At 33.5% G+C, this 18,788-nt stretch carries 19 protein-coding genes and 1 pseudogene; 12 read left to right on the top strand and 8 right to left on the bottom strand.

Features of this window, described 5'->3' with window-relative positions; all coding sequences use genetic code 11:
- Positions 1-38 precede the first annotated feature (38 nt).
- The 7 genes from lpdA (at position 39) to CAP47_RS02455 (ending at position 5,872) form a co-directional block, all read left to right on the top strand.
- Positions 39-1,442 (top strand): dihydrolipoyl dehydrogenase, encoded by a 1,404-nt coding sequence (gene lpdA / locus CAP47_RS02425; RefSeq protein ID WP_100775277.1) that lies wholly within the window; start codon positions 39-41, stop codon positions 1,440-1,442.
- Positions 1,443-1,563: 121 nt separating this feature from the next.
- Positions 1,564-2,466: a sterol desaturase family protein gene (locus CAP47_RS02430; RefSeq protein WP_100775229.1), complete on the top strand. Its 903-nt coding sequence runs from the start codon at positions 1,564-1,566 to the stop codon at positions 2,464-2,466.
- 171 nt (positions 2,467-2,637) lie between these two features.
- Positions 2,638-3,348: a pirin family protein gene (locus tag CAP47_RS02435; protein ID WP_100775230.1), complete on the top strand. Its 711-nt coding sequence runs from the start codon at positions 2,638-2,640 to the stop codon at positions 3,346-3,348.
- Between the two features lie 88 nt (positions 3,349-3,436).
- The gene (locus CAP47_RS02440; protein ID WP_100775231.1) at positions 3,437-4,075 is read left to right on the top strand and encodes an SDR family oxidoreductase; all 639 of its coding nucleotides are present in this window, start codon (positions 3,437-3,439) and stop codon (positions 4,073-4,075) included.
- Between the two features lie 2 nt (positions 4,076-4,077).
- Positions 4,078-4,683 carry a class I SAM-dependent methyltransferase gene (locus CAP47_RS02445; RefSeq protein WP_100775232.1) on the top strand — a complete coding sequence of 202 codons (606 nt, stop codon included), beginning with the start codon at positions 4,078-4,080 and terminating at the stop codon, positions 4,681-4,683.
- Between the two features lie 109 nt (positions 4,684-4,792).
- Positions 4,793-5,422 (top strand): PAQR family membrane homeostasis protein TrhA, encoded by a 630-nt coding sequence (gene trhA / locus CAP47_RS02450; protein WP_100775278.1) that lies wholly within the window; start codon positions 4,793-4,795, stop codon positions 5,420-5,422.
- Positions 5,423-5,428: 6 nt separating this feature from the next.
- Positions 5,429-5,872 carry a copper resistance protein NlpE gene (locus tag CAP47_RS02455; protein WP_100775233.1) on the top strand — a complete coding sequence of 148 codons (444 nt, stop codon included), beginning with the start codon at positions 5,429-5,431 and terminating at the stop codon, positions 5,870-5,872.
- Here CAP47_RS02455 and CAP47_RS02460 read toward each other — a convergent pair.
- On the bottom strand, positions 5,859-6,458 hold the full coding sequence (locus CAP47_RS02460; RefSeq protein WP_100775234.1) for a pseudouridine synthase: 600 nt from the start codon (positions 6,456-6,458) through the stop codon (positions 5,859-5,861). The genes CAP47_RS02455 and CAP47_RS02460 overlap by 14 nt on opposite strands.
- A 40-nt stretch (positions 6,459-6,498) precedes the next feature.
- Here CAP47_RS02460 and CAP47_RS02465 point away from each other — a divergent pair, with 40 nt between their 5' ends.
- From CAP47_RS02465 to CAP47_RS02480, 4 genes are read left to right on the top strand one after another with little or no spacing between them, the layout of a single operon-like run.
- The gene (locus tag CAP47_RS02465; RefSeq protein WP_100775235.1) at positions 6,499-7,131 is read left to right on the top strand and encodes a Crp/Fnr family transcriptional regulator; all 633 of its coding nucleotides are present in this window, start codon (positions 6,499-6,501) and stop codon (positions 7,129-7,131) included.
- A 10-nt stretch (positions 7,132-7,141) separates the two neighbouring features.
- Positions 7,142-7,441, top strand: coding sequence for a rhodanese-like domain-containing protein (locus CAP47_RS02470; RefSeq protein WP_100775236.1), 300 nt, complete (start codon positions 7,142-7,144; stop codon positions 7,439-7,441).
- A 46-nt stretch (positions 7,442-7,487) separates the two neighbouring features.
- Entirely contained in the window at positions 7,488-8,546 is a 1,059-nt protein-coding gene (locus CAP47_RS02475) for a TlpA family protein disulfide reductase (protein ID WP_100775237.1), read from the top strand.
- Between the two features lie 30 nt (positions 8,547-8,576).
- Positions 8,577-9,125, top strand: a complete 549-nt coding sequence (locus CAP47_RS02480; RefSeq protein WP_100775238.1) for a porin family protein — start codon at positions 8,577-8,579, stop codon at positions 9,123-9,125.
- 2 nt (positions 9,126-9,127) lie between these two features.
- Here CAP47_RS02480 and CAP47_RS02485 read toward each other — a convergent pair whose 3' ends face one another.
- A complete protein-coding gene (locus CAP47_RS02485) occupies positions 9,128-9,427 on the bottom strand; it encodes a carboxypeptidase-like regulatory domain-containing protein (protein ID WP_100775239.1) in 300 nt (99 codons plus the stop codon).
- Between the two features lie 11 nt (positions 9,428-9,438).
- Between CAP47_RS02485 and CAP47_RS02490 the strand changes: the two genes are divergently transcribed.
- On the top strand, positions 9,439-11,091 hold the full coding sequence (locus CAP47_RS02490; protein ID WP_100775240.1) for a M1 family metallopeptidase: 1,653 nt from the start codon (positions 9,439-9,441) through the stop codon (positions 11,089-11,091).
- Here CAP47_RS02490 and CAP47_RS02495 read toward each other — a convergent pair.
- The 6 genes and pseudogenes from CAP47_RS02495 to CAP47_RS02515 form a co-directional block, all read right to left on the bottom strand.
- Positions 11,072-12,190, bottom strand: coding sequence for an AMP-binding protein (locus CAP47_RS02495; protein WP_317042673.1), 1,119 nt, complete (start codon positions 12,188-12,190; stop codon positions 11,072-11,074). The two genes, CAP47_RS02490 and CAP47_RS02495, sit on opposite strands and share 20 nt — an antisense overlap.
- A gap of 75 nt (positions 12,191-12,265) precedes the next feature.
- Positions 12,266-13,177, bottom strand: coding sequence for a CPBP family intramembrane glutamic endopeptidase (locus CAP47_RS02500; RefSeq protein ID WP_100775242.1), 912 nt, complete (start codon positions 13,175-13,177; stop codon positions 12,266-12,268).
- Positions 13,156-14,193, bottom strand: a complete 1,038-nt coding sequence (locus tag CAP47_RS02505) for an o-succinylbenzoate synthase (RefSeq protein ID WP_100775243.1) — start codon at positions 14,191-14,193, stop codon at positions 13,156-13,158. The genes CAP47_RS02500 and CAP47_RS02505 overlap by 22 nt, the downstream gene beginning before the upstream one ends.
- A gap of 3 nt (positions 14,194-14,196) precedes the next feature.
- Complete coding sequence (locus CAP47_RS02510; protein WP_100775244.1) at positions 14,197-16,155, bottom strand: endonuclease; 1,959 nt, start codon at positions 16,153-16,155, stop codon at positions 14,197-14,199.
- Positions 16,156-16,292: 137 nt separating this feature from the next.
- A pseudogene (locus CAP47_RS12550) lies at positions 16,293-17,084 on the bottom strand (outer membrane beta-barrel family protein); the annotation flags it as partial.
- A gap of 8 nt (positions 17,085-17,092) precedes the next feature.
- The gene (locus CAP47_RS02515; protein WP_317042674.1) at positions 17,093-18,757 is read right to left on the bottom strand and encodes an outer membrane beta-barrel protein; all 1,665 of its coding nucleotides are present in this window, start codon (positions 18,755-18,757) and stop codon (positions 17,093-17,095) included.
- Positions 18,758-18,788 lie beyond the last annotated feature (31 nt).

Raw genomic sequence — 18,788 nt, forward strand, 5'->3', positions numbered from 1 at the left:
TGATTAATTTTGTTATCCAAATCTTACAAATAAAAAATATGGATTCTTTTGATGTAGTCGTCATCGGCTCAGGACCTGGTGGATATGTTGCAGCTATTCGTTGCGCACAATTAGGAATGAAAACTGCAATTATCGAAAAATATAGTGTCAAAGGCGGAACTTGCCTCAATGTAGGTTGTATTCCTTCAAAGGCCTTACTCGATTCTTCACATTACTATGAAAGTGCTGTGAAAGATTTTGATGAGCATGGAATTGATATCTCTGGTGATGTCAAAGTCAACATCAAAAATATGATGAAGAGAAAAAGTCAGGTTGTTGAGCAAACAACAAAAGGTATCGACTTTTTGATGGACAAAAACAACATCACTTCGTTTGAAGGTGTTGGCTCTTTTAAAGACAAAACCCATATCGAAATTAAAAATGATAAAGAAACTGTTGAAATTGAAGCTAAACACAGCATCATTGCAACAGGAAGTAAACCTTCTACTTTACCTTTTATAGAAATTGATAAAGAAAGAATCATCACATCAACTGAAATTTTATCTTTAGATGAAATCCCAAAACACCTTGTTGTAATTGGTGGTGGCGTGATTGGTTTAGAACTTGGTCAAGTTTATAAAAGATTAGGCGCTGATGTCACTGTTATTGAATATATGGACAGAATTATCCCAACGATGGATAAGGCACAAAGTAAGGAATTACAGAAAGTTTTGAAAAAACAAAAAGTCAAAATTAAAACTTCTCACAAAGTCAAATCGGTTGAGCGTAAAGGCGATGAAGTGATCATCAAAGCTGATGATAAAAAAGGAAAAGAAGTTGAGTTTAAAGCTGATTACTGCTTGGTTTCTGTTGGAAGAAAACCTTACACGGAAGGTCTAGGCCTTGACAATGTAGGTATTGAAACCAACGATAAAGGTCAGATTCCTGTTGATGGACAAAGAAAAACATCAGTAGATAATATCTATGCCATTGGTGATGTTGTTGAAGGTGCGATGTTGGCGCATAAAGCTGAAGAAGAAGGAAGCCTAGTTGCTGAAATCTTGGCTGGACAAAAACCACATATCGATTATAACCTTATCCCTGGCGTTGTTTATACATGGCCAGAAGTTGCTTCTGTTGGGAAAACTGAAGAGCAACTCAAAGAAGATAAAGTAGAGTATAAATCTGGTCAATTCCCGATGAGAGCTTTAGGCCGTTCGCGTGCAAGTGGCGATATTGATGGATTTGTCAAAATACTCACTGACAAAGAAACAGATGAAGTTTTAGGCGTCCATATGGTCGGTGCACGTGCTGCCGATTTAATTGCGGAAGCTGTCACAGCGATGGAATTTAGAGCAAGTGCAGAAGACATTGCACGCATGAGTCATGCACACCCAACTTACGCTGAAGCTGTAAAAGAAGCTGCAATGGCTGCCACTGGCGACCGTGCTATTCATGTATAAATTGATTTCAAAATAATTTTTATAAAAGGGATATTCGATAGTTTATCCTTTTTTTTATGAACTTTTTAGTAGCTTAAGTAATCATTAATATTATGTTTGTATCAAAATCTGATTAAAATTTATGGACAAAAAGACTTTGACATTTGAAGATGTCGCTGATTTAGACTTTACGACAATTATATGGATTGCCGCACCTTTGATGTTTTTATTAGTTGCGCTTGAATCCTATTTCAGCTATCGACAGAAGAAAAAGTTGTATGGTGGTAAAGATTTTATGGCCTCTCTTTCTATTGGCTTAGGAAACATTATTCTGAATGGTTTTATGAAATTTGGCGTATTTGCTGTTTTCTTATTTTTCTATAATATTTCACCATTTCGCATACCACAAACTTGGTGGTCGTATTTAATTTGTTTTATTGCATTAGACTTTATGCGTTATTGGTCACACAGACTCGCTCACGAGCAACGCTTCTGGTGGTCAACACATGTGGTGCATCACAATTCAGAATATTATAATTTATCGACTTCTTTCAGATTATCGTGGACACAAAACTTAAAGATTGTTTTCTTTTTGCCTGTTATTTTGATGGGCTTCCACCCTTTCGTATTCTTAGTGGTTCATCAGTTGGCTGTTTTATACCAATTTTGGATTCATACAGAATATATCAAAAAATTACCTAAACCTATCGAATATATTTTCACAACACCTTCTCACCACAGAGTTCATCATTCCAAAAATGAGAAGTATATCGATAAAAACTACGGATCAACATTGATTATATGGGACAGAATGTTTGGTACTTTTCAAGTTGAAGAAGAAAAACCAGAATATGGAATTACAATGCCTGTGGATACATATAATCCTCTTTATTTAATATTTCATGAGTGGATTGCTTTCTTTAAAGACATCTTTAGAGCTAAAAGTCTTAAAGAAGCCTGGACAACAATTATCGGCAGTCCAGTAGATTACCACAAAAGAGAAATGGCTAAAAAAGCAGATGCAGAAGTTGTTCCTGAGGAATAAGTTAAAACATCATATTTCATAGAAAAACGCATCAGGACATATCGACTTGATGTGTTTTTTATTTATCTATTTTAGGTTTTTAGTTTATCAACAGGTGATTGTAACAAGTTTGATAAAGCAATAAAAGTTGATAAATTTACATTTCACTAAATCTCATAACTATTAAAAATCATGAAAACAATTTTTAAGAAATCAAATGAACGCGGAACCTCTGATTTAGGCTGGTTAAAAAGTGCTCACAGTTTTAGCTTTTCAAATTATTTTGATCCTGAAAACATGAGTTTTGGAAGTTTAAGAGTTTTAAATGATGATGAAGTTGCACCACAAATGGGTTTTGGGAAGCATCCGCATGAGAATATGGAGATTATATCCATACCCTTAAAAGGAAGTTTGAAACATAAAGACACCATGGGCAACGAAGGTATTATTAAGGAAGGGGATGTACAAGTGATGAGTGCTGGCACAGGCATACAGCACAGCGAAGCCAATGCAAGCGAAACTAAGGAAGTTCATTTTTTACAAATTTGGATAATACCAAACAAGAAAAATGTTGAGCCATCTTACGCTCAAAAATCAATAGATAGCGACAAACTTCTTAATAGATTTGAAAAACTAGTCTCACCTTATTCAGACAAAGAAGGCTTAAGTATTTATCAAGATGCATGGTTGCATTTAGGACATTTCGATCAAAAAATGACTCAAGAATATTTATTGAATCAAAAATCAAATGGTGTCTTTATTTTTGCTTTAGAAGGACAAGCAAAAGTTGGCAGTTTCCATTTAGAAAGGCGTGATGCTTTAGGTGTTTGGGATTGTAAATCCATCGAGGTTGATTGTGATGAGAATTCTAAAATCTTGTTGATAGAAGTTCCAATGTCATAAACAATTTAACGCTTTTTAATTTTTTTTAATGCTTTCTTAAATAAGTTGCGAGTTTAATTTCATTAAATTGACTTCAAAATAAAGATTTATGGAAAAAGTACTTATTATAGGCGCTAATGGAAATACAGGTCGAATTTTATCAGAAATCATTTCTAAAAATGATTTTTATAAACCTGTCGCCATGGTCAGAAAAGAAAGTCAAAAAGAATTGTTTGAAAAGAAAGATATCAAAACTTGCCTCGGAGATTTAGAGCAAAATTTTAAATCCTGTTTTGAAGGGATTAATAAAGTTATTTTCGCAGCGGGTTCTGGCGGACACACAGGTGATGATAAAACTGAAGCCGTCGATAAAAAAGGTGCGATAAAAGCGATAGATTTCGCCAAAGAACACAGCATCAAAAAGTTTGTGATGCTCAGTTCAATGGGAACTGAGAGCCCAGAACAAGTTCCTGAATTAGAAACTTACCTAAAAGCTAAAAAAGCAGCTGATAAACATTTAATAGAGTCTGGCTTGAACTACTCAATATTAAGACCTGGTTCATTAAGTGACGAAAAAGGAACATCAAAAATTAAACTCACCGATCAGCCAGCGCAAGGCGAAACCATTCCTCGTGAAGATGTCGCACATGCTTTGATGTATTGTTTAAATGACAACCATGCAGACCGCAAAATTTTCAATTTTGTCTCTGGATCAAAAGATATATTAACCACAATCAAAAATCTGTAATTATGAAACCCGCATCTCACTGGAATGAAAGATATACATTGAAAAATTACGTCTACGGAAGTGAACCAAACGACTTTGTTAGAGAAATTCTACCAACATTACCTAAAGGAAAAATACTTTTCCCACTAGAAGGTGAAGGCCGAAATGCTTGCTATGCAGCACAAAACAATTTTATGGTTGATGCTTTTGATTATGCCGAACAAGGTAAACACAAGGCACTTCAACTCTGTGAGCGTAACAATGTGATGATTAATTATGAAGTATCATCTGCCGAAGATTTTGATTTTGGCGTTGAAAAATATGATGCTATTTTTTTAATTTTTGCACATCTAGCGCCCAAGGAACGCGTTGTAATGCACAAAAAAATTAGCAAAGCACTGAAAAAAGACGGCTATTTAGTGATGGAAGTTTTTCACCCTAAACAGATTGAAGATGCTTATAAATCTGGAGGACCAAAAACAGTCGATATGCTTTATGATGAAGCCATGTTGGTTGGTGATTTCAAAGATTTAGAAGTCATAAAGGCTGAAGAAAAAGAAATTGACCTCAATGAAGGTGATTTCCACGTCGGTAAAGCTTATGTAACAAGATTTATTGCAAGAAAATAATTTTTGGTTGATTGTGAAGAAGCTCAATTTTAATTAAAAGAATTGAGCTTTTTTTGTTTTAAATAAATAGCTTAAAGTAGAGTAATACTTAACTTTGCCGAAAAAAAAGTTGAACCGCATACAAACCCAAAAAGAAGAACTTTATAATGTCTTAACGCACGGTCTGGGACTGATATTTTCAGTGATTGGTTTCTGGTATTTACAGTTTCATATCGATCATCATTATCCCCTTGCGACTTATGCTGTTTGGATTTACAGCAGTAGCATGTTTTTGCTATTTCTTTCTTCAAGTTTATATCATTATGTCAGCAACTCTAGGCTCAAACAAGTCTTTCGAGTTTTTGACCACATCAGTATTTACCTTTTAATAGCAGGAACTTACACACCAATTGTTTTAACGGTTTTACAAGAATCAAAAGGTGAACTTTTATTTATTTTAGTGTGGACAATTGCAGCGATTGGAACGCTTTTAAAATTGTTTTTTACCGGCAGGTTTGAAAAAATATCACTTCTCCTCTACCTGATTATGGGCTGGTTGATTGTGATTGACATCAAGGCTGTTATAGAATTATTGAGCTTTTATCAATTGTTGTTTATCGCTTTAGGCGGATTTTTCTACACAGTTGGCGTTATATTTTATGCTAAAGAAAAATGGAAGTACAATCACGTTATCTGGCATGTTTTCGTGTTATTTGGTTGTTTTTTTCATTACTTAGCAGTTCTATCAATTCTTAAATAAAAAATCATGAAAAATATCTTGATGTTCATATTAGTTGCAACGCTATTGTCCTCTTGTACAAAAACAAAAAAGCAAGAGCAGAAAGAAGAAAAGCAAGAAAAACAGGAAGAGGTTATTGATAATCACACATCACAAATAAGTTTAGATTGGGCTGGCACATATCAAGGTGTCATACCATGTGCTGATTGCCCTGGGATTGAAATGACTGTTAAACTCAGCGAAGATCAAAGCATCGAAATTAAATCAGTTTATCAAGATAAAGACACCGAGTTCATAGAAGATTCAGAATTTGAATGGCTTGATGATGGCTTACGTATTTATAGTGAAGTCGATAAACAAAAATATTATTTCAAGATAGAGGAAAATCAAATTGTTTTTCTTGATCAAGAAGGTAACAAAATTGATTCTGATTTAAATTATACACTCAAGAAACAAACTAACGAAAACTAGATATTTCTTTCACTTCAGCTTTGTTTAAATCATCAATGTTGATGTTGTCAATTCTGTAACGCACCAATCTTAAAGTTGGGAAATTGACCTTTGCTGTCATTTTCCTGACTTGTCTGTATTTTCCTTCTGTGATTATCACTTTAATCCAAGATGTGGGTCCGTGACGTTCATCGCGTATTCTTTTGTTGCGCTCTGGTAAATAAATTGGTGTTTCAATTCTTTCAACCACACAAGATTTGGTTTGATAAGGCTTGCCATAAATACTGATTTCAACTCCTTTTTGAAGATTTCTGATAGCTTCATCAGTGATTAAGCCATCAACTTGAACGTGATACTCTTTCTCCAAACCCGTACTTGTAATTCTGTAGCTAGCTTTGCCATCAGTTGTTAATAACAACAAGCCCTCCGAAGGTTCATCAAGTCGGCCAACCGCCATCGTTTCATCAGGAAAATCGCCTAATTCTCCGAGAAGTTTCTTCTTTTGTCGTTGTTTTTGATTGTAAATAAATTGACTTAAATAACCATCAGGTTTATAAATTTTAAAATAGCGATGATTATTCTCTTCAGGAATTGAATTGTTGGGCATTAATTGTATTTTTAGCTTTTCAAAAATATCATTTTATTCGATGTTAAAAGAATTAAAGGAAAATTATGGCCATCTTTTTGAAGATGATTTACTTCAAGAGATCAACAATGTTGGGACTTACAAAGAAGTGCATCAAGGCGATGAATTGATCAGAATTGGTCAATATATTAAAAGTATGCCATTGCTTCTTCATGGTGCTATCAAAATTTTACGCGAAGATGATGAAGGTTTTGAGCTTCTTCTCTATTATTTAGAAAGAGGTGAAACTTGTGCTATGACGCTAAGTTGCTGTACAGGAAACGCAAAAAGTTCCATCAGGGCAATTGCAGAAAGAGACTCAACTTTAATTATGGTTCCTGTTGAAAAACTTGACGAATGGGCTTCAAAATACTCAAGTTGGCGAAGTTTTATTTTCGGGTCATATCATAATCGTTTAAACGAAATTATGGACACCGTTGATAATATTGCTTTCAAAAAAATGGATCAGCGACTGCTTCATTATCTTAAAGAAAAAGCAAAATTTGACGGAAACAACATTATCCAAAGTACACATCAAGATATCGCCTATGATTTACACACCTCTCGTGTTGTGGTTTCAAGACTTTTGAAACAACTTGAGAAAGAAAAAATGATTAAACTGAAAAGAAATAGTATAGAACTTATCAATATTTAAAAATTATAGAATGAATAAGAGTGAAATTTTAAACAAAGAAAATTACAAAAAGGCAATTTCAAATGACGTGCAGCTTGTTGATGTGAGAACACCTGAAGAATATAATGAGGGTTACATTAAAGATGCTGAGAATATAGATGTCAAATCACAAGATTTTATTGAAAAAATTGAAACATATTCTAAATCAGAGCCTGTTTATGTTTACTGCAAAAGCGGTGGCAGAAGCCAGAAAGCAGCTGAAATAATGGTTGACCGTGGCTTTAGTAAAGTCATCGATCTTGAAGGAGGCTATATGAATTGGATTAAGTAAAAACTAAATTCTTATTCACAACACAACAATTTTCAAGAATTAGTAAATGATTAATTCACATTTTAAAACTTATACAGTAATTTTAGCTATTGCTATTTTATTTTCTTGTCAGAAAGCAAAAAAAGAAAAACAAAGTAAGGTTCAACATTTTGACTTAACCGTTAATCTATCTGGTGATTATCCTTCAGAAGTTTATTTAAAAACTGACGACATAACTTTAACTTCTAAAGTTAACAATAGTCAAGCTCACTTTAAAGACGCATTGAGTCATTCAAAATCAGCTCAACTTTTTATTAATGATTCTACTGGATCTCAGCGCTTTTATCTTGCTTTAGACACTTTGCAAACCGTGAATTTAATGATTGACAAGGATAGCATAGAAGATCAATTTTTTTATAATATTTCTACTCCTCAAGTGACGCCAATTATTGAAAGCAGTATCAAATCAAGTTATGCTGCTTATCAAAAAGATGATTTTTCTTTTAAAGATTTTAGCGATGATTTTAGTAACTTTTTAAAATCATACCCAAATCATCAGGTGATTGGTGAAATTTTGACAGATATCAGTCAAAAAAATAAAATGAATTTTGAAGATCTGAAGTCTTTAAAGCAACAAGTCAATTCTTCACATTTTCAGAGAGATGATGCTGAACTTTTTGAGAGATTTTATAAAATCAGAAAGAAATACAAAAAAGGAGAAGCTTTTTACCCTTTTGATTTGAAAGATCTTCAGCAAGAAACAGTTGAGCTCAAGCAAATTGATGCAAAGTTAATTTATGTTGAATTTTGGTCAACTTGGTCTGATGAACCTATGATGAAAACACAGGAGTTTCTTGATAATTACAGATTTTATAAATCAAAATCTTATGAAGTTGTTAGTATTTCACTCAATACAAATCGTGAGATTTGGCTTCAAAATGTCGTAGAGTCTAATATGCCCTGGGTTAATTTATTAACAGAACAAGGTTATACAAGCCAGATTACATCAGATATGGGTATTTACAATTTGCCTCAAAACTACTTAATTGATAATCAAGGAAATATCATTGTAAAAAATGTCAATTATGATAATCTTAAGACATATCAGAATCTCATCTTAAATTAATATCTTAATTTTATTTAAAACTATACAACCATGAATTTAAAGAAAATTTTTATCGGATTAAGTTTTGTGTTACTATGCTTTGTACCACAAATCACAAAAGCACAATCAATTGACCTTGGTCTTAAAGCAGGTGCAAACTTTGCAGAACTATCAGACATCAGTGGGTTAAGCAACAGAACTGGTGTAACCGCTGGTGCATTTGGAGCTGTCAGATTTAATATGTTTTCAGTACAAGCTGAATTATTATATTCTGAGCAAGGTGCCGATTCTGACTTTGGTGACATAGAGCTAAGTTATGTTCAAGTTCCTGTTTTAGCTAAAATTCACTTTCTAAGACTTTTTAATGTGCAAGTTGGTCCTCAATTTGGTTTTTTAACTGATGACAAATTACCTTCTGGAAGTGCTAAAGATGCTGATTTCAGTCTTGTTACTGGTGTTGGTGCTCACTTAGGTTCTTTTAGAGTAGATGCGCGTTACAACTTTGGTTTAACAAAATCAATTTCAGGAATAGATGGATTTGGAGATATTGAGTCAAAAAACAAATATTTCTCTATAGCTTTAGGCTATAGTTTTTTATAAAGCTATTTCTTCTGAAGCTCAATTTCAAGAGGAGATGTGTTTTTGTCTAATTTGTAGAAGTACAATTTGTATCCTTCTAAATTAAATAAAAGTTCATCGCCTCTTTTTTTTGTATTAATCATAAAAGAACCATCTTCCTTTGATTTTGCATATAAATCAGTGCCAACAACTTGCACCATCACATCTTGTAATGGTTGCTGACTTTCATTTGTTATTGTTCCCTTTATCATTTGCGACTCTTTTCCGCAAGCGAATAAAGTCATGACAACTAAAATAAATGTTATTTTCGTAAAAATCTTCATAGCTTTAAATTATGTTTCGAATATACTGTATCATCTCGATTTTACTCCTTAGTTTTTCTGTACAAAGTCAAATTTTAACAAAAAAAAGAAATCATTTTTCTGAAGCAGATTCTTTAAGAGGAAGTTTAAGACCTGAACGCATAAGCTATGATGTTAAAAAATATGATTTAAAAGTTAAGGTTGAACCAGGGAAAAAATATATTTCTGGTGTTAACAGGATGGATTTCATTGTAAAAGAAAACACCAATCGAATTCAAGTTGATTTATTTGAAAATATGAATCTTGATTCCGTTGTCTATCAAAAAAATCAAATGGACTTTGACAGAAAATTTAATGCAGTTTTTATCAATTTTAAGGAAGAGTTAAAAGCGTCAGATAAGCTAAAAAACATCAGATTCTACTTTTCAGGGTATCCGATTGTTGCTGAGCGTGCACCTTGGGATGGTGGTTTTGTTTTTGATAAAGACAAAAATGGAAATCACTTTATCGCAACAGCTGTTCAAGGTGTTGGAGCAAGTTTATGGTTTCCTAATAAAGATCATCCCGCTGATGAACCTGATGAAGTGACTGTAACAATCATCAATCCTTCAAATTTGATCGGTGTTTCTAATGGTCGTTTAACCAATACTGAAAAGCTGATAGATGGCTTTACAGCATACACTTGGGAAGTTAAAAATCCGATTAACAACTATAATATTTCTGTCAATATCGCTGATTACGCTCATTTCTCTGATCAATTTGATGACTTAGATTTAGACTATTACGTGCTGTCGTACAATTTAGAAAAAGCGAAAAAGCAATTTCAGCAAGTGAAACCAATGCTCGCATGTTTTGAAGAGAAATTTGGCGCTTATGCATTTTATGAAGATGGTTACAAGCTCATTGAAACGCCATATTTGGGTATGGAGCATCAAAGTGCTGTCGCTTACGGAAATGGCTATAAAAACGGTTATTTAGGACGGGATTTATCAAACACTGGTGTTGGTCTAAAATGGGATTTTATCATCATCCATGAGTCAGCTCACGAATGGTTTGGCAACAGTATTTCTTCTTCAGATATTGCTGATATGTGGATTCATGAAAGTTTTACAACTTATGCAGAGAGCGTTTATGTTGAATGCCAATTTGGTTATGATGATGCTGTCAAATACCTGAACGGATTGAGACCACTTATCGCAAATGATTCCCCAATTCAAGGCGTTTATGGCGTTCACAATGAAGGCTCAAGCGACATGTATTATAAAGGCGCTAATATGTTGCATACGATCAGATCTGTGGTTAATAATGATGAGTTATGGTGGGAAACATTAAAAGAATTCCATCTTAATTTTCAGTATCAAACGATTGATAAAAAGCAAGTGATCAATTTCTTCAATGAAAAATTAGATATGAATTTAAGTTCTGTGTTTGAACATTATATCACTTTAGCTGAGATTCCTACTTTAGAATATCGCATAGCAAAAAACAATGAATTATTACTAAGATGGAAGTCGCCTATCACAGACTTTCAGATGCCAATAGACTACTTTATAAAATCTGACAAACATCGGACTATGATTTCATCGGATCAATGGACAAACACAAATTTAAAAGTCAAAAAAAATAAAGATTTAAACTTTGACACGACATCATTTTACATCAAAACTAAGCGAGTTTCGCAGTGAGTTCAGTTAAAGTCAATTTTCTGTTTATTTTACCTGTCGGTGTGTATGCGAATTTTTCGATGAGATAAATGTCCTTTGGAACTTCAAATTTATCTAATGTTTCACAAGCTTGAACTGCGCTTCTGAGATCGCTTAAATATTCTTCTGAATGCTTTTCTTGAACAACTAAGATCAAACGTTCTCCCAGTTTTTCATCTGGTAAACTCGATGCAAAAAATGCGTCTGTTATCAAGTTCTCAAGTTTTCTTTCTATCGTTTCAGGAAAAACTTTAACGCCACCAGTATTCACAACATTATCAATGCGACCTTTCCAATAAAACTCTTGCGGATTGATCAACTCAACTAAGTCATTTGTTACCAAAGTTTCATCTAAGATACGGTCAGAAGAGATTGTTAGACATCCCCTATCATCAGTTCCAAAATTGATTTTAGGCATGGCTTTAAAAGGTTTTAAAGACTCTCCATTTTCAGAAGATAAACCAGATTTTGGATTTAATCGGCGTGCAGCAACATGTGAAATCGTTTCTGTCATTCCGTATACCTCATAAATTTTAGTTGGTAAACCTTGAATGAGCTGCACCAAGCTATGCGAAACAGTTCCTCCGCCTACAATGATTTTTTTTACAAAATGAAGTCTTTCAAGAGAGTAACTCAACTGAAGTGGTGTCATTGCACAAAAATCAAACTCTTCAAAAATAGAGTCCAGCGGATGCGTTGTTGGTTGAATAATTCTCAAGTCCCAACCTAAAGTTAGCGCGCGAACCAGCATCATCCTTCCTGCGATATAATTAGCAGGCATGCACATCAACGCCTTTGTTTTATTTTTCAGTTTAAAAAACTTGTCAGACGCCAAAGCGCTCGCAATCATTTTTTCTTTTTCGATATAATAGACCTTTGGCGTTCCTGTTGACCCTGAAGTTCTCAACTTGATTGTATCGTAATCTTCATTAAACCAGTCAAGCAAAAAATTACCGACTTGTTCTTCAAACTCATTGCCCTCTTTAATATAGCTATATGCCACAGAGTACAATTCCTTTGCATTAAAATGCGTTCCATTGAGTTTAAAATCTGGATGGACTTTGTAAGGTGATTTTTTCATCATATTAAATTTCTAGTGGGTTAGTAAAACGAATTTAAAAAATAAAGTGAAGTCTATAAATTAAATATGCTCAATTTATCTTAAAAGTTTTTCTTTCCAATTTGACCACTTATATTTTTTAGAAAATATGAAGAGATAAAGTGGGTAAATCACAAATACAGGAATAAAAATTTCTAGACCAACACTGGGTTCAGCAACAGAAATTAGAATTGAATTCGTTTGAAATGCTGTCCAATCTGTTGTCACTAACAAAACGGTGATCAAATTATTAGCAGCATGAAATCCTAGCGCTAGCTCGATGCCTTCATCCATCAATGTCATAATACCTAATAAAAAACCTGTCCCGATGTAAGTCACCAATAAAACGTAACCGATTTTACCGATTTCAGGATTGGCAATATGCATAAGGCCAAAAATTACAGAAGTGAAAATTAATGCGATTAAACGGCTCTTAAAAAATCCGCCTATGCCTTGCATCAAATAAGCTCTAAAGAAATATTCTTCAAAACTCGTTTGTAAAGGGATCAAAACAACTGCTAAACCGAGCAAACCTAAAAACGGTATCAGTTCAAAATTAAGTTTGTAATCAGCAGGGTTTGTGGCATAATCAATCAATGTTAAGCTCACTAAAAAAACTGTTATCAATGCAAAGCTAAAGAAAACACGCGACCAATCAATTTTAGGTCTTGTCGTTGTTAGCGATCTTATGCTTTGCTTATGTACAAATTTGACATAAAGTAAAATCAATAAACAAAAAATAGATAATGGTGCAATGGTAGAGACAAAAGTCATATTTCGACCAATCTCATCAATTTGCTTTTTGATTATTGCAGATTGATCGATATCAAAAGCAATCATTACAGCTAGATTAATTCCTATCAATCCAAAAAACAAAAAACTCGGAATCAAATACTTCCAATACGAACCCTTTTTGTTTTGAGCTTCAGTAATGAAGTTCGCTTCTTTTAAATAATATTTTTCTGCCATTTTTGAGTTTGCTTATAAAAAATCTGATCACCTTTCACCTCTAATGGCGATGTTATATTATTTGTATAAAGACTTCCTGTCCCAAGACCTTGAGGCATTTTTGTATCTAGCATACTTGTGAATTGTGCAATGGCGTTTAAACCAATATTACTTTCCAAAGCACTGGTTATCCACCAACCTATATTTCTTTTTTCAGCGAGTTCAATCCAATTTAAACTTTCTTTAAATCCACCGACTAAACTAGGTTTTAAAATAATATACTGCGGCTGTATTTGATCTAGCAATTCACTACTATCTTTTTCTTCAAAAACACCGATTAATTCTTCATCTAAAGCGATTGGTAAAGGTGTTTTTTGACACAGTTTATGCATTGCTGAAAATTGCCCAGCCTTAATTGGCTGCTCAATGCTGTGTAAATTAAACTGACTTAAAGCTTCTAATTTATCCATTGCTGTTTCAGGAGAAAATGCGCCATTGGCGTCAACTCTTAATTCTAACACTTCATCTGAAAAATTAGATCTTATAAATTTTAATAAGTCTAGTTCTTTCTCAAAATCAATCGCGCCAATTTTAAGTTTGATACACCTAAATCCAGCATTCATTTTCTCTTTAATTTGCTCAAGCATAAACTCTTTGGTTCCCATCCAGATCAATCCATTAATAGGAATACCTCTGTTTTGGTTGACAAAATCAGTCTGGAATAATTCAAAAGGATTTGAGCTTTCAAAAGATTTGAGAGCCATCTCCAAACCAAATAAAATTGAAGGATAAGTCTTTAATTCTTCAAATAATTCAGCTTTGTTTCTATTGATATGATCACATAACCATTGCAATTTTTCTTCATAATCAGGTCTATCATCAATGCTTAAACCTCTTAAAATACCGCATTCGCCAATTCCTATTTGGTCAGCTTTCTGAAGTTTAATAAACCAAGTTTCCTTTGTTTTTAAAACACCTCTTGAAGTTCCTGAAGGTTTTTTAAACTCAAGAACATAGCGTTTATAAGTCGCTTTCATAAATTATTCGATAATGATTTTCTGGGAAGTTGATTCTTGATCAGAACTCATTTTTAAAATATAAATACCTTGTGCTAAATCAAGATTTAAAGTTTTCTCATCAAAATCCTTTTGGTGAAAAAGCTCCTGCCCTGTTAAAGAAAAAACACGAATCTCAACTTGTTCAGGTAAGTTCATGAAATTCAATTGACCTTGACTCGGATTAGGATAAACTTTTATCGCAGATGTTTTAAAATCTTCATTTGACATTGTATTGTTCCAAGTTTCACCAATCATATCACCCCAAATGTAATCGACCAAATCTGGCATATCAATAAATGGATTTCTGTTGACTTGCCAATCATAAATGACATTGTTTCTTCTCATTTCATAATCATCTGGTGGATCCATTTCATGCCAATCTAAAAGCGTTTGTAAGTCTCCTAATTGACCAGCATCAGCTGTTGTCGGAAATCCATCAACAAGTGATAAATCATTATATCTTAAAGCCATATAGAAAACTGCTCTAGCAACATCACCTTTAAAGCTTCCTTGATTTCCTGAAGGTCCAGTGTAATCACCGAAATTTTTATTACCACGACTGCTATTTTCAGAAGATAAAGCTGGCCTCAAATGATGCGCATCAGAGTTTCCGTGACGTAAAGAATCTGCATTTGTTGTCCAGTCAGGCATCATTCCTGTTGCAATATCATCATCTTCAATGCTGAAGAATCCTCCTCTAGATCTAGGAAAAACATGTTCTCTATTCCATTTATTTGCGCTATTAGAACCGCTTTGTTTTAAGAATTTAGCTTTTTGTTGTTCAGTATATAAAAGCCAAACTTTGTTACTGTTTAAAGGACTTTTGTCAGCTTCATCAAGAATCGTGTAAATATCAGAATAGGTATGAACCTGAACCGTTGAAGGATCAGATACCAAAGCAGTAATACTTTCTCTTAATTGTTGATCAGCTTTACCATTAAAATCGATGTAATAATTTGCTGGCGCTGTTGAAGAAATAAGTCCAAAAGTAGGATTTGTCGGTGTTCCGTAACTTTCAACAACAAAATCATTATCGATAACAATGATTTCAATTCTATTGGCATTGAGCACATAAGGCGCTGGTAAATCAGTCACGTCAATCAACAAAACTTCATCTCCTTCATCTTCGTTATCATCAACAATAGAAACAGTTTGAGAAATTGAAGACGTATTTTCTAAAATTGTTAATGATGTATCACCTACATAATCATCAGTTGTAAAAGTCCCGTTAGTCAATGTAAAGCTCAACTCTAAATCACTTGTTAGAAATTCACTTGCTGTAAAAGTCATATCAAAAGCATCGCCTTCATCAACAGTTTCTGCAGATACTTCTAAATCTATAAATATTGGCTGAATTCCGCCTCCTTCGTTAGGTTCACGAGGTGTTGGCTCAGCTACAAACCAAGTTCCATCATCAGCACGCTGAATAGATTCTGAATCTTTATTATTGTTTTCGTCTTCATCAATTTGCTCAGTCACACCGAGTAAATTCATGAGATTAGCATCATCAGCATCACTTGTACCATAAACTAAAGCATCTACTAAATTAGTTGTTGTTGCTAAAGTATATTCAGGAAAATCAGCACTCGAACCTTCATAAATTGCAACTGCATCTGCACCATTTTGAAAAGTATTCGTTGGCACAAAAAATTGAGGAGATGGATTTAATTCTGGTCCACCGATAACGAATAAACCATTAAAATCTGTGACAAATCCGTCTAAGTCTAATGCAAAATAACTGCTATCACCACCACTTGATGAACCATTGAATAAAACCAAAACATAACCATCAAGAGGCGTGTTTGGGTTTGGGGTTTTAAGTTCAACAAATTCTTTATCATCGACACCTTCAGTATCAGAATCAAGTTCGTTAATTAAAATCTGAGAATTGACTGTAAAGCCAGTAAAAACAAAGCAAAATAAAAGTAAAAAATGTTTCATAGTTGATAATTTTCACAAATGTAATCAAACAAAATGTATGTGGAATAGCATTTGTTTAAAAACAAAAAAAGCTGTTTCCTTAAAGAAACAGCTTTGTAAATTATGATAGCTTAAAAGTAATATTATTAATCAATTTTCTAGAACTGACCCTCTCCTCCGGCATCTCCATCTCCTTGATCTCTATTTTGTTGTCTAGCCATTTGTTTATTCTGATTAAATCGATAAACAAAAGTCGCTGTAATTTGTCTTTCTCTCCACTGAAATTCACTAAATGAATTAAAATTTTCTGTAAAAGTTCTACTCTCTCTTTTACGTGTATTGAAAAGATCACTAACGTTAAGTGAGATTGTCGCATTATCGTTCAAAATATCTTTACTCAATGCCATACTGACAGAGGTTATCGGTTCAGTTTTTGTTTGTGAGTTTTCACTTGCTCCACGATGGAAAGCGTTTGTTTGCCATTGAATACTCCATGGTAAAGTTACTTTAGAACTCAAACGTGCAAAGTAGCTTTCATTTTCAGCATCATAGCTAACGCCGTTAAAGTCTCCTTCGTTTTTGAATTTATAGTAATTAAAACTTCCATTTAAACGTAACCAGCGAGCAGGATTGTACATCACACCTATCTCGGCTCCGTAGCGTTCATTGCTCGATAAGTTTATCGGTATTGAGCGAACAATAGGAATTCCGTCTGAAGTTGTTTGTCCTGTTTCCTCTTGTACTCTTTCAAAAGAATCTGTTTCTTTATTAAAATAAACAGAACCCGTTAAAGTTAACACACGATCCCATTTTCTGAGGTAACCTATATCAAAAGCATCAGAGTAAGCAGGCTCTAAACTAGGATTCCCTTGAAAAATGTTTGTACGACTTGATCTTGATGGGAAAGGATTGATATACCATGAACGTGGTCTGTTAATTCTTCTGTTATAACCTAAAGTTACATTTTGGTCTTCAGATAACTCATAAGTAAAGTTAACTGTTGGGAAAAGCCTTTAAACTTCTTGTCAAAATTTAGCTCGACATCTTCACCTACTAAATCTTCAATATCACTGATATCACCATAAGGTGTCGTTTCTCCTTTCAATTGTGTATGCTCAAACCTTAGACCTAACAAAAAAGAGAAATCACCAAATTTATTACCATATTGAGAATATACTGCGGTAATATTTCGATCATAATCAAAAATATTTGAAACAGATTCATCAATGGCGTAATCATTATTCATATCCTTTTGAAATAAAACATAATCTGTTTTATCGTTTTTATAGCTTCCTCTAAATCCAGCTTCAAACTGTGCTTCTCCCATTGGTAAAACATAATCCGCTTGAACTAAAAAATCTTTTTCGTCAGAGTTTTCTATTAGTTTTTCATCAGCGATGTTTTCAGAATTTGGGAAATACTGATTTTCTTGAATGAAATTATCCGTCTCTTCATTATCAATTGAAAACTGAACATCAGCGGTTAATTTATGTCCATCTCTGCTATATTTCTTTTCAAAATTTAAAGCAATTTGATGACTATTTTCATCTTCAAATTCTTCTTCAGTTCTTAAAGTTCTACTATCTAATGAACTTGAGATAAATCTTGTCGTTTCATTAAAGGTTCTATCTTCATCATCGCCAAAACGCGTAAAGTAGCTCAATGTCACTTGGGTTGTGTCATTGATAAAATAAGTTGAACCTATATTAGCATTAAAACTTTTACGGTTACGTCTGTAATCTCTTTCTTCGATAACTTTATCAAATGCTGATGTGCTAGAAAGAAATTCGTTTTCGAAATAAGCATTTCCATCAGGCTTTCTTTTGGTGTAACCTAAGTTCGTGAAAATATTAAATTTATCTGTTCTTGCATTTGCATTGACCGATAGTCCTTGATTAAGTGGTGTACCTACACTAGCTTTTACAGAGCCGTTAAAACCTAAAGTTTTATCACGCTTTAAAATGATATTTAAAATACCAGCTGTTCCCTCAGCATCATATCTTGCTGATGGACTCGTGATCACTTCAACACGATCAATTGCATCGGCTGGTAATTGCTGTAAAACGTCTGTTGAACCAAAACCGGCTATAGCAGAAGGTTTACCGTTGATAAGAATCCTAACATTTTCATTACCTCTTAAACTAATTTCACCTTCAACATCAACAGTTACGGAAGGGACATTTTCTAAAGCATCAGTAATTGAAGCACCTGAAGTGGTTAAATCTTTACCTATGTTATATATTTTTTTATCTAACCTTACATCAACGGTTGTTGTTTCAGCAGTGACAACTACTTCATCTAGATCTGCTGCTTCAAAACCTAACTTAATAGTGCCCATGTTTTTGTTAGATGTCAAATCAATGTTTTCAAACATCTTTGTTTCAAAAGAAATGTATTCAACCTTTAAGTTATAAAGACCTTTCGGAACTTTAAAATTAAATTCTCCTTGAATGTTAGTTACTCCTCCATTTACGGTTTCTTTAGTTTCTGCATCTATCACAGAAATTGTTGCGTACTCAAGTGGAAAATTTTGATCTGCATCAACAACTTTACCACTTAACTCACTTTTTTGAGCGAAGATGCTCAATGTGCATAGAAAGAAAAATACTACGCTGGTCTTCAATTTTAAAATCACTTGTTTTAGTTTTAGTTTG

Source organism: Psychroflexus sp. S27 (assembly GCF_002810405.1).
In the GTDB taxonomy this organism is placed as follows: domain Bacteria; phylum Bacteroidota; class Bacteroidia; order Flavobacteriales; family Flavobacteriaceae; genus Psychroflexus; species Psychroflexus halocasei_A.